Annotated in this window: 12 protein-coding genes; 9 read left to right on the forward strand and 3 right to left on the reverse strand. The window is 39.1% G+C overall.

What is annotated here, in order from left to right:
- Positions 1–4 precede the first annotated feature (4 nt).
- The 4 genes from ACP6L2_RS17595 to ACP6L2_RS17610 all read left to right on the forward strand — a co-directional run bounded on the left by ACP6L2_RS17595 (position 5) and on the right by ACP6L2_RS17610 (position 2,531).
- Positions 5–919, forward strand: coding sequence for a sugar phosphate nucleotidyltransferase (locus tag ACP6L2_RS17595; protein ID WP_440510554.1), 915 nt, complete (start codon positions 5–7; stop codon positions 917–919).
- 167 nt (positions 920–1,086) lie between these two features.
- Positions 1,087–1,770 (forward strand): TIGR02117 family protein, encoded by a 684-nt coding sequence (locus ACP6L2_RS17600; RefSeq protein WP_440510555.1) that lies wholly within the window; start codon positions 1,087–1,089, stop codon positions 1,768–1,770.
- 103 nt (positions 1,771–1,873) lie between these two features.
- Entirely contained in the window at positions 1,874–2,341 is a 468-nt protein-coding gene (locus ACP6L2_RS17605) for a hypothetical protein (protein ID WP_440510556.1), read from the forward strand.
- Positions 2,331–2,531 (forward strand): helix-turn-helix transcriptional regulator, encoded by a 201-nt coding sequence (locus tag ACP6L2_RS17610; protein WP_440510557.1) that lies wholly within the window; start codon positions 2,331–2,333, stop codon positions 2,529–2,531. The genes ACP6L2_RS17605 and ACP6L2_RS17610 overlap by 11 nt, the downstream gene beginning before the upstream one ends.
- Positions 2,532–2,613: 82 nt before the next feature.
- On the opposite strand, the gene dnaK is transcribed toward ACP6L2_RS17610, so the two are convergent.
- Positions 2,614–4,533, reverse strand: a complete 1,920-nt coding sequence (gene dnaK, locus ACP6L2_RS17615) for a molecular chaperone DnaK (RefSeq protein ID WP_440510558.1) — start codon at positions 4,531–4,533, stop codon at positions 2,614–2,616.
- Between the two features lie 204 nt (positions 4,534–4,737).
- Between dnaK and ACP6L2_RS17620 the strand changes: the two genes are divergently transcribed.
- From ACP6L2_RS17620 to ACP6L2_RS17635, 4 genes are all read left to right on the forward strand, one after another.
- On the forward strand, positions 4,738–5,295 hold the full coding sequence (locus ACP6L2_RS17620; protein WP_440510559.1) for a thioredoxin family protein: 558 nt from the start codon (positions 4,738–4,740) through the stop codon (positions 5,293–5,295).
- Positions 5,296–5,770: 475 nt separating this feature from the next.
- Positions 5,771–7,198, forward strand: coding sequence for a phytoene desaturase family protein (locus ACP6L2_RS17625; RefSeq protein WP_440510560.1), 1,428 nt, complete (start codon positions 5,771–5,773; stop codon positions 7,196–7,198).
- A 7-nt stretch (positions 7,199–7,205) separates the two neighbouring features.
- Positions 7,206–8,126 carry a TIGR01777 family oxidoreductase gene (locus ACP6L2_RS17630; protein WP_440510561.1) on the forward strand — a complete coding sequence of 307 codons (921 nt, stop codon included), beginning with the start codon at positions 7,206–7,208 and terminating at the stop codon, positions 8,124–8,126.
- 8 nt (positions 8,127–8,134) lie between these two features.
- Positions 8,135–9,388 carry a YeiH family protein gene (locus ACP6L2_RS17635; RefSeq protein WP_440510562.1) on the forward strand — a complete coding sequence of 418 codons (1,254 nt, stop codon included), beginning with the start codon at positions 8,135–8,137 and terminating at the stop codon, positions 9,386–9,388.
- Between the two features lie 27 nt (positions 9,389–9,415).
- Here the strand turns inward: ACP6L2_RS17635 and ACP6L2_RS17640 are convergent, their stop codons facing one another.
- Positions 9,416–10,189 carry a LuxR C-terminal-related transcriptional regulator gene (locus ACP6L2_RS17640; RefSeq protein WP_440510563.1) on the reverse strand — a complete coding sequence of 258 codons (774 nt, stop codon included), beginning with the start codon at positions 10,187–10,189 and terminating at the stop codon, positions 9,416–9,418.
- Positions 10,190–10,318: 129 nt separating this feature from the next.
- Positions 10,319–11,149: a helix-turn-helix domain-containing protein gene (locus tag ACP6L2_RS17645; RefSeq protein ID WP_440510564.1), complete on the reverse strand. Its 831-nt coding sequence runs from the start codon at positions 11,147–11,149 to the stop codon at positions 10,319–10,321.
- 199 nt (positions 11,150–11,348) lie between these two features.
- Between ACP6L2_RS17645 and ACP6L2_RS17650 the strand changes: the two genes are divergently transcribed.
- Complete coding sequence (locus tag ACP6L2_RS17650) at positions 11,349–12,158, forward strand: LuxR C-terminal-related transcriptional regulator (RefSeq protein WP_440510565.1); 810 nt, start codon at positions 11,349–11,351, stop codon at positions 12,156–12,158.
- Positions 12,159–12,204: the final 46 nt, after the last annotated feature.

The raw sequence follows: 12,204 nt of genomic DNA on the forward strand, positions 1-12,204 counted from the left end.
TATTATGGGAAAACCTACTTTGGTAGTTTTAGCAGCAGGAATGGCTAGCCGTTACGGTTCATTGAAGCAAGTTGATGCCTTTGGTCCACACGGTGAAACAATTATCGACTATTCTATTTATGATGCCATCCGTGCAGGATTTGGTAAAGTAGTTTTTATTATTCGCGAAGAATTCGAGCAAGTGATGCGCGATAAATTTGACGAAAAATTAAAAGGAAAAATTGACGTTGATTATGCTTTCCAAGATTTCAACCTTAAAAAATTTGGTGTTGACAAGGAAATTGAACGTACGAAACCTTGGGGTACTGCTCATGCGGTAATGAGTGCCAAAGACGTAGTTGATGGCCCTTTCTGTGTGATTAATGCTGATGACTTCTACGGTTATGATGCTTTCAAGAAAATGGCTGATTTCTTAACCAATGAGGTAGACGATGCACATATGTCCTTAATGGGTTTTGAAGTAGGTAATACCATGTCTGATTATGGTTATGTGTCAAGAGGTGTTTGTGAAGTGGATGAAAAAGGTCACATGGCTTCTGTTACGGAGCGTACAAACATTTACTATGTGACTGATGAACAAGGAAATCGTAAAATCGTTTACGAGGAAAATGGTGTTCAAAATGATCTACCTGCAGATGCTCGTGTATCGATGAACTTCTGGGGTTTCACGCCTAAGATTTTTGAAGTAGCACAAGCTATGTTCCCTCAATTTGTGGAAGAGAACGGCGATAATCCAAAATCGGAGTTCTTTATTCCTTCTGTTCCTGACCACATGGTTAAAAACGGAATGGCAGCATTTAAAGTGATCCCTACTTCTTCAAAATGGTTCGGTGTAACCTATGTAGAGGACAAACCTATCGTACAAGAAAGCATCTCTAAATTGTTAGCAGATGGTACTTATCCGCAGAAATTATTCTAAGGATTTCTAATCATAAACAAAAGGCTAATACAACCCTTAATTCGGTGGTATTAGCCTTTTCTTTTTACCAAATTTCTAGATCCTGTGGAATTTGAGGGTTATTTAAGACCTTCTTGGGTCAGAATTTTTACTATATTCAATTGTTGAAATCTATTTAATTTACTTGGATGAAAAAAGTCATGGCTTGGGTTCTGTATTGTCTTTTAGGATTGATAATCTTTGCATTGCTGTATTTAGCAGCAGATGCCTTGTTGTCTAGAATATCATTGAATAAGGTCGATCAGTCTTCTGGACAAAAAACGATTGAAGCCTATATTCTATCCAATGGTGTTCATACAGATATTGTCCTGCCCATACGTACTGCTGACCTGGATTGGACCAGCGTATTTCCAATTGAAAATACCAAGGGAAAGGCACAAGACCATCAATTTATATCGATTGGATGGGGAGATAAGGGTTTTTACCTCAATACCCCTGAATGGAAAGATTTAACCGCCAAAACTGCCTTGGTCGCTGCTTTAGGGATAGGAGAAACTGCTTTGCACATCACCTATTACAAGCAGATGGAGAACGATTCACTTTGCCGGAAAATTAACATCGATTCTACTCAGCTAAGCATTCTCCAAAATTATATTATTAACAGCTTGGATAAAGATCAAGATGGCAAACCTATCTATATCCAAACCAATGCACAATATGGTCAAGATGATGCTTTTTATGAAGCGAAAGGAGCCTACAGCATGTTTTATTCCTGCAATACCTGGACTAATGAAGCCCTCAAGAAAGCCCATATGCCTGCTGGATACTGGACTGTTTTTGATAAGGGCATTCTAAGGCATTATTCTTATTAATTGACAAGTATTTTTTACATTATGTAAAAAATACTTGTCATTATGTAAGGTATATCATACATTTGTTTTATTATTAGTAATAATCAATTATAAAACAAATGTTATGAAAAAGATACCCGTATTGCCTAGATACTTTCAGTGGATAGGCTTGATACTGCTTCTGCTGATGATTCCTTATAAGATTTATCAGGATTCCATTTCAGGTATTCGAATAAATACCTTTGTCGTTTACAACGATACGCCACTCCAAGAATCTGGCCTTTTTGAAATCATGGAAGTTGATATAGGCTTTACCTTATTCCTCTTGATTAGCTTATTGGGACTTACCTTTATCGCTTTTGCCAAGACAAAAATAGAGGACGAAATGATTCAGTCTATTCGATTATACAGTTGGAGCTGGGCTATATTAATCATGATTGGTTTAGGTATTCTAATTACTTTATCTATTTACGGGATGACTTTTGTTTCCTTTGCATTACTTTTTGGACATATTCTATTAATATTGTTTATCATTATTTTTAGGATGAATTATTACCGGTTGAATAAGGGAGGGAAGCAGAATGAAGAATAACATTAAGATTTTTCGTGTTATGAAGGGGCTGTCGCAAGAACAGCTAGCCAAGGAGGTCAATGTAAGCCGGCAAACGATTAATGCCTTAGAGGCCGCCAAATACGTGCCTTCTACGGTGCTTGCCCTGAAGCTTGCGCAGGTATTGGAGAAACAAATTGAAGATCTTTTTGAATTAGAAGAAGGAGATTAGTCGTCTTTCTGTGCTATACCAATATAAAAAATGCCCGAATCATGATGATTCGGGCATTTCTATTTTCAGGTGTTGACCTGTTTTATTTTACTTCTTCAAAATCTACATCTTGAACATCATCGGCACCACCTTGGTTACCACCGTTGTTCGCTTGTCCAGCATCACCTTGAGCTTGTTGTTGAGCTCCGGCGCCTTGCTGAGATGCAGCATACATTTCTTCTGAAGCAGCATTCCATGCATTTTGCAATTCTGCAGAAGCTGTATCGATGTCTTCGAAATTCTTAGCGGCGTGCGCTGCTTTCAATTTCTCTAAGCCAGACTCAATTGGTGCTTTCTTATCTGCGGAAATCTTTTCACCGTATTCTTTTAATTGTTTCTCGGTAGAGAAGATTAATGCATCTGCTGTATTTAATTTATCTACTTCTTCTTTTACTTTTTTATCCGCTTCCGCATTTGCTTCTGCTTCTTGTTTCATTTTCTTCACTTCTTCGTCGGATAAACCTGAAGATGCCTCAATACGGATATTTTGCTCTTTACCAGTTGCTTTATCTATAGCAGATACTTTGATAATACCGTTGGCATCAATATCAAATACTACTTCGATTTGAGGGATACCACGTGGTGCTGGTGGAATATCAGTCAATTGGAAACGTCCCAAAGTACGGTTCTGCGAAGCCATTGGACGCTCACCTTGTAATACGTGGATCTCAACGGATGGTTGGTTGTCCGATGCGGTCGAGAATACTTCCGATTTACGAGTAGGGATCGTTGTGTTAGACTCAATTAATTTTGTCATTACACCGCCCATTGTTTCGATACCTAATGAAAGTGGAGTTACGTCTAATAATAATACGTCTTTCACTTCACCAGTTAATACACCACCTTGGATAGCAGCACCTAATGCTACAACCTCATCTGGGTTAACACCTTTAGAAGGATCTTTTCCGAAGAATTTTTTCACCGCTTCAACGATAGCAGGGATACGTGTAGAACCACCTACTAAGATTACTTCATCAATATCTGAAGTGCTAAATCCAGCGTTTTTCAATGCTGTACGACAAGGCTCAATGGTACGCTCGATAAGTGGACCTACTAAGCTCTCGAATTTAGCACGTGATAAATTACGAACTAAGTGCTTAGGACCAGTTGCATCAGCCGTGATATATGGTAAGTTGATCTCAGTTGAAGTGGTGCTCGATAATTCGATTTTCGCTTTCTCTGCAGCTTCTTTCAAACGTTGCAATGCCATCGCGTCTTTCTTCAAGTCGAAACCGTTGTTTTCATCTGCAAATTCTGCTGCTAACCAGTTGATGATTGCATTATCAAAGTCATCACCACCTAAGTGTGTATCACCATCAGTTGCTTTTACTTCAAATACACCATCACCTAATTCTAGAACAGAAACGTCATGAGTACCACCACCACAGTCAAATACCACGATTTTCATGTCTTTGTCTGCTTTTTCTAAACCGTATGCTAATGCTGCAGCAGTCGGCTCGTTGATGATACGCTCAACTTTTAAACCAGCGATCTCACCAGCTTCTTTAGTTGCTTGACGTTGCGCATCATTAAAGTATGCAGGAACGGTAATTACCGCACGTGATACTTCTTGGCCTAAATAATCTTCTGCAGTTTTCTTCATCTTCTGAAGGATCATAGCAGAGATTTCTTGAGGCGTATATTTGCGATCATCAATTTCCACACGTGGAGTATTGTTGTCGCCTTTAACTACTTTGTAAGGTACATGAGAAATCTCATTTTTTGCCTCATCAAAGGTAATACCCATAAAACGTTTAATCGAGTAAACAGTCTTGTGTGGGTTTGTAATTGCTTGACGTTTTGCAGGGTCACCTACTTTACGTTCACCTCCATCTACGAATGCCACGATAGAAGGTGTAGTGCGTTTACCTTCGTTGTTGGCAATCACAACGGGCTCGTTACCTTCCATTACGGCAACACATGAGTTCGTTGTTCCTAAGTCGATTCCTATAATTTTTGACATATCTTGTAATTATCTTATGTTTAACTGTTGTTTAATTCTGTATTGTAATACCTATTCAACAACGCTTATGCCAAATGGTTTTATTGTCATTTGTCAGCCCAAAGTCGGAAATATCTTCCTTCTATTGTCATCGTAATGTGACATTCTGTCATCATTTCCGAATTCTTAATTAAATCCGTATTTTTGTGAAAACAGAAATCTAACATGAATTTTGACGAATACCTGAGTTACTTCGAGGATATTTTAAACAACACCGAAAACCACGAAGCATACTCCAATGACGCTGACTACCTAAACTATACCAAGCTTAATTGGTCGAGAATGAACAGATGGTTGAAGAAGTTTGAACCTTCGGATGACATGAAATCTTGTATTCAAAACATCAAAGATCCGCAACACTGGATTCTTATTACAGAACCTTGGTGTGGTGATGCGGCACATTCCGTAGCGCAGATCTACCAAATCGTAAAAGACAATAGCTTTATCGACTTGGATATTCAATTGCGCGATACAGAGCCTTATCTTATCGATGAGTATTTAACCAATGGTGGCAAATCCATCCCTAAATTGATCATCCGTAATGATGTGGGTCACGATAAAGTGATTTGGGGTCCAAGACCAGCAGTTTTGCAAGACTTATTCACCCAAATGAAAGCCGAAGGAAAACCAACTGATGAGATTAAGGAATTTATCCAACGTTGGTATAATGAAGATAAAGGCGAAGCCATTCAAAAAGACTTGATCGAGTTGTTAAACCAATAAGATCAACCATAAAATCTTTAAAGGCTGTCCAAAATTATTTGGGCAGCCTTTCTTTTTTCCATACGCCGTATTTGGTCTATTAATACCCGATTTTGCATTTCCTTTTTCCTTTCTTTCTGTTGTCTTTTGTCTGTATTCTCCTCGTATTTAACAAGGGTTGAACAGGGGTTTGCTTAGGGTTGGATTCGAGACTGTAACGGATCTCCTTCGGAACTTGTTCGGATCTCCTTCGGATCTCGTTCGGTTCCGACCGAACGAGATCCGAAGGAGATCCCTAGCAGATCCTTAGAAATTCCTTGAGAGTCTCGAAGCTAACTCAAGCTTAATACCTGTTCAACCCAAGGGAATATATAAGTTAACTAGTCCATTATTTTTCTTTAGCGTTAGGGAACAAGATTTTTGTTTGGTAAAATCCTATACGGTCTAAGTCTTATGCCAATCAAAAATGGTAGATTAGGGACTAAAACGTGTTGAAGTGAAAAAGTACGATGCCATCATAGTTGGATCAGGACCTAATGGGTTTGCTGCAGCCATCCGTTTACAACTTGCTGGGCTTTCTACCTTATTGGTCGAAGGCTCCGATAAAGTTGGCGGCGGTATGCGGACTAGCGAATTGACCCTACCTGGCTACCATCATGATGTTTGCTCGGCCGTACATCCCATGTATTTTGGTTCTCCATTTTTTGATGCTTTGCCTTTGGCAGATTATGGCTTAAAATTCGTTGAAGCCAAATACCCTTTGGCGCATCCGCTTGATGATGCTCCTGCGGTGCTATTGCATCGTTCAATGGAAAAAATGGCGGATGTATTGGGTCCAGATTTTTCAAAATATCAAGCCTTACTTTCAGAAGTAGTTTACAAATGGCCATCACTTGCTGCAGATGTTTTTGGTCCATTGCAAGTGCCTCATCATCCTTTGTTGATGGCGGAGTTTGGTTTGAAGGCTTTGGCTTCTTCCAGTTACATTGCCAAGCGTTTTGAACGTATGGAAACTCGTGCATTATGGGCGGGTTTGGTAGCACATGGCATGCAACCTCTGGACAGACTGGGTACTTCTGCAATAGGCTTGGTTTTAGGTGGCATGGCGCATCGATCGGGTTGGCCAATAGCAATAGGGGGCTCCCAAGCAATTGCCGATGCCTTAGCGGATTATTATCAGGATTTGGGAGGTGAGATTCTTTTGAACCATTGGTTGGAAGATGTACGAGATCTTCCACAGCATGAGCTGTTATTCTTGAACATGTCGCCAAAACAGATTCTCCAGGTTAAAGGATTGGAATTGAAACCGGGATATCGGAGGCAATTGGAAAAATACCGTTATGGTATGGGTGTTTTTAAAATTGATTGGGCATTATCGGATCCTACGCCATTTCGCGATCTTGCTTGTCAACAGGCCGCAACAGTACACTTGGGAGGTAGCTTTGAAGAAATCGCCGCATCGGAGTTCGACGCTTTTCAAGGGAGAATGAATGCGAAGCCCTATGTACTCTTTTCACAGCCGAGTGTTTTTGACCCTAGTCGAGCACCAGCTGGAAAACATACGGGATGGGCCTATTGCCATGTTCCGCATGGTTCGGAGCAAGATTGTACAGAATTGATAGAAAGGCAAGTGGAACGTTTTGCGCCAGGTTTTCGTGACACCATCTTGGGACGTCATACCATGAATGCCCAACAAATGGAAAGCTATAACCCCAATTATGTCGGTGGTGATATTTCGGGAGGAATCATGGATCTTGGGCAGATGTTTACTCGTCCCAATCTATCCCTGACTCCTTATCGTACCTCCAACCCGAAAGTTTACATCACGTCCTCTTCAACACCTCCAGGTGGAGGCGTACATGGTATGGGTGGCTACCATGCTGCTCATACAGCATTAAAAGATCATTATTCACCTCTTAAATAAAGCATTTATGGCAAAGATTATCGTGGCTGGTGGAACCGGCAATTTGGGAACAAAGTTGATTGAAGGGTTTTTAGCCAATGGAGATGAAGTTTATGTATTGTCGCGCCAAAAAAAGAGAACGGAAAAGCCGAAGTTGAATTACGTGCTTTGGGATGGGGAGCATATGGACTCCTGGGTTTCTATTTTGGAAGGGGCAGATACCTTGATCAATCTTTCAGGAGCATCTATTAATCGGTTGTTTAATGAAGAAAATAAAAGTTTGCTTCGAGAATCCCGAGTTCGTCCGACCTCTGTACTTGGGAAAGCCATACAACAGGCGAGTAATCCGCCTCGATTATGGATCAATGCTTCGGGAGTTTCCATTTTCAATGGCAAAGAGGAATTGATGGATGAAACAAGTACCGATTTTGGAAATGATTTTTTAGCAAATTTGGCTAAAGATTGGGAGGCTGCCTGTTTGAAATGGAATACACCAAATACCCAAAAAGTGATATTAAGAATTGCACCGGTTTTGATGACAGGATCGGGCATGTTTGCGGAGCTGTATCCATTGGCTAAGTTAGGTTTGGCAGGAACAGTAGGTTCAGGAAAGCAAATGGTCAGCTGGATTCTGCTTGATGATTTCTTGCGATTAATACCTTGGATCATCAATTTAAACGAGCCAGATCCGGTTTACCATGCCTGTAGTCCGAACCCCTTAAGCAATGAAGAATTTATGAAAACCATACGCACGGTGGCTGGATCTCCAATTGGACTGCCACTTCCAAGCTTTATGGCCAAAATAGGAGCCCGTGTAAAAGGCGTTGATCCCACCTTATTATTAGAATCTGTCCCTGTAACAACAAAATTAACCTTGGAAAGAGGCTTTAAGTTTAATTTTCCCTATCTTCAGCCCGCATTACAGCAACTGATTCTTAAATCAACTTAAACTTTTTCATGGCATCTAAAACATTTGAACTCTCGGAAGACTGGGTAGTCGTTATTTTGGGATTGGCAATTATCGCCTTAGCACTATTTGGAGTAATAGTACCGAAGCCCAGCTTTACTTGGTCAGACTCGGAAACACTTCAAAACACAGTCCTCTCTCAGAAAAATCTAATAGCCATGGGGGCTCAATTTGTCGTTGTATATGCGGCAGCTATTTTAGGTGCTATATTGCTGAAAAAGAATTTAAAGGCACTTCTGATCGTCTTTCCCACTGTTTATTTATTAACCTTATTTGCTTTGGTTTTAGCCGGAAATGCGGTGATCAAAGATTATAATCTGGAGGCTGTTATTTTTAGTTTGGCCATCGGTCTAATTATCAGTAATTGTTTCAAATTACCAACTTGGTTCAAAGAAGCCTTGAGTACAGAATTGTATGTGAAGGTAGGATTAGTGCTATTGGGTACTACTGTCATCTTTGGGGATATCTTAAAGGCTGGTTCTTTAGGATTGATACAGGCATTATTGGTGGTTGTATCGGTATGGTATTTTGCCTATTGGGTATGTCGCAAGCTGAAAATTGATAAGGAAATGTCCCTAATGTTGTCCAGTGCGGTGTCTATTTGCGGGGTTTCTGCTGCGATAGCCACTTCTGGCGCCATTAAAGGCGATACGAAAAAGCTTTCTTATGTCATCTCATTAGTCTTGATAACGGCAATTCCGATGATGATTTTCATGCCCTATATAGCGCAATGGCTTAACCTTTCGCAAGAGGTTACCGGAGCTTGGTTAGGGGGAAGTATTGATACCACGGGAGCTGTCGTAGCTTCAGGATCTTTGGTAGGTGAGGAAGCCCTAAAGATTAGTACCATCGTGAAGTTCTCACAGAACGTTCTTTTAGGTATCGCAGCTTTTTTTATCAGTATTTACTGGACTTATTCCAAGTCCGTAGATGATGAAACGAAAAAAGAAAAGCCAACCTTGAAATTGATTTGGGAGAGATTTCCAAAGTTTGTTGTTGGTTTTGTATTTATTTCGTTATTATTCTCATTCGTGGTTTCACCAGAGACGAATGATCAAATTAAGGATAGCTTGAAGAGTCTTCAAGGATTATGGTTTGCTTTGGCATTTACCTCCATTGGTTTAGAGACCAATTTCAAAGATTTGTTTAAGCAAGATAATAAGAAGCCATTGTATGCTTTTATTGTGGCTCAGACCTTCAATATTGTGGTGACATTGATCATTGCCTTGGCACTATTTAATTAAGTCTTGCCGAAAAAAGAAACGTTCAATTTATAACCAACCCATTTCTACGCAGTATTTGATGAGACTACTGCTGTTAATGGTTTGAGTTTTCTTGAGGATGTTTTTTCGGTGAACTCTTACGGTTTGGTCGGATATGCCCAATAATTCAGCGATCTGAATACTGGAATAGCCTTTGGCGACATATTGCAGAATATCAGATTCACGGGTTGTAAGCGGATTATTTGGTTTTTTGCCAATACTTATTTTTTTTGAAAGATTGAATTGGTAAAAACTATTGTTGTTGTTTATTCCAATGACATGAGCTATTAAGCTGTTTTTTTTAGAGATATGGTCAATATTGGTATGAATATTTACAGTTGACACAATTTTACCATGTTCATCAAATAATACGGGTATGGATTGATGGTGAAATAGTTGATACTTACCATTGTTCATTTTCATTCGGAAGCAATAACAGGCCTTTAAGTTTTTGCGATCTTCCGGATCTTGCTTGGCTATTTTCTGGTGGCAGATTTCTTCGGCACGCATAACATAGGGTAGATCGTCAGGATGGATGAGATCAACGATTTCTTGTACATGTACTGGTGTGTTTTCGAGATTATGCATGGATAAACAATTCGCTGCTACATGTTGTACGGATCCATCAGCAACATTAAGAATAAAGTAATAATGGTCACCAATAACGAGCATTTCCGATATCATTTGGATGATAGCGGATTCGTTGATATCTGATTGCTTTTCAGAAAATAGCTGAGGAAATATTTTCCAAATAGGAGCCAGTTGCAGTGATTTATCTTCCATAACCTTGCTTTGTAATCCTTAGTGCCTAATTGTAGGAACGGAGGATTATAGTTTATCAATTTTAGGAATTAAAATCAATTCACAAAATACCTCAATCGAGGTATTTTTCAACTTATTTTGTAAGTTTTATCATAAAAGTCCCCATTCTAAGCATTTCTTAATGAGGACATTGCTACTGTTAGTATTTGTTTTTCTGAGGATGTTTTTTCGATGTGATCGAACGGTGTCTACAGAAATGAAAAGAAGGTCGGCTATCCGCTTGCTAGAGTGTCCATTAGCGATATAGGGTAATATTTCCATTTCGCGTTTGCTTAATTCAATGGTCTTGCTTTTTTCTTCTTGTTCGTAAGGATCAATTTGAATGTATTCTTTTTCTTGATTCAAGGATTGAACCAAGAGTAGTCCACTGTTTTCTTGGGTAATGTGATGGATATCTGTATGTATATTCAACGCATAAGTTAGTTTGTTGTCGTCATCCACCGCAATATGTACTGCTTGATGATGAAATAAGTGGTAGGTACCATCTGCAACCCGCATACGAAAGCAATAGCTGGATTTCCAATTTAAGATGGAGGTAGTATAATCGGTTATGACGCGTTCAATCGATTTCTTTTCGGCTAATTGGACAAACGTCAAGTCATCAGGATGAATTAGATCTATGATTTCATTAAGTTGAATTGGAGGATGCGTTAAGCCATGGATCTGGCTTAGTTGAGCATGGATATTACTGAGTTCATAATTTTTGACATTGATGATGTAGTAATAATATGGACCAACCGTTAAAATATCCGCCAAATATTTCCCTATATCTGGGCATTGACTTGCTAGGTCAGAATCAGACAATAAATTAGGATTAGATTCCCATATATCTGTAAGTAGGTGCTTTTTTTTACCCGAACTGGAGTTCATAGTGTATTTGATGTTAATAATTTGGATTAACAAATGTAGAAAAAAAGCCATGTTTTAACCCTTAATTACTTGTTTATTTATCTTTGATAAAGGTTGTTTTCTAATGTTAATAAATTGACTTATTCTTGGGGCAATGTGAAATATACCCCAATTTGGGTATATGGAGTTTGGAATTATTACTGTTATTTTAAACTTACAAAATCATTGGTAAAAGATTCCTCTTTTTTAGGTGTCCAAAAAGTTTAATCACATGAAATTAGATAGTTTTTTATTTCGTAAGATTTCACAATCCTTTCAAGAATTCAGTAAGTATTCGCAGAAGTCTGTAGGTAAAGCTGAGGCCATGCAAAGAAAGAAGGATTTTGACTTAAATAATTACTTGCGAGTATTTCATGCTTTCGATACTTATTTTTATTCCTTAGCTGATATCAGCACACTGAGCATTGTCGATGCAGGAGGTCCAATAGAACAGTTTACGGGATATACCAAAGAGGAGGTGATCAGGAGAGGCTATTCCTTGATGTTAAGTATTCACCATTTAAAGGATACGATCCGAGCAACTAGGGGAGGGACGAAATACTTTAAATACCTGTATGCTCAAGCTCCTGAAAACCGACCTTATATCAAGGTTAATCGAACACTTGACTTGATTTGTAAGAATGGGAAAACCTTATTTGTCCTGGCTCAAAGTATTCCGGTATTGTTTAATGAGCATATGGAACCGATTTATATGTTGAATATTTATTCTGACATCTCCGATTTGCAACCTTCCAGGCAGTATAGCCATTACCTGATTGATAATAGTGATGCGGAGCATCCCAAGAAAATATCCCTATTTGACAAGAATGATTATAGTGACTGTTTTCAGGCTGCGGTTTCACCTAGTGAGATGCGCGTTCTGGAGTTAGTGGCTCAGGGACATGATTCCAAGCTTATTGCCGATAAACTTTTTATTTCAGAACATACTGTACGGACACATCGGAAGAATATTCTCAAAAAAATGGATTGTAATAATATGACAGAGGTAGTTCGTAAAGCCTTAGTGGAAGGATGGTTATAGCTTGTTTCGAGTTAGGGTTTAGAATGGGGTAAAAAATAAAAAGCCC

This window comes from Sphingobacterium lactis (assembly GCF_051951495.1).
Lineage (GTDB): Bacteria > Bacteroidota > Bacteroidia > Sphingobacteriales > Sphingobacteriaceae > Sphingobacterium > Sphingobacterium lactis_A.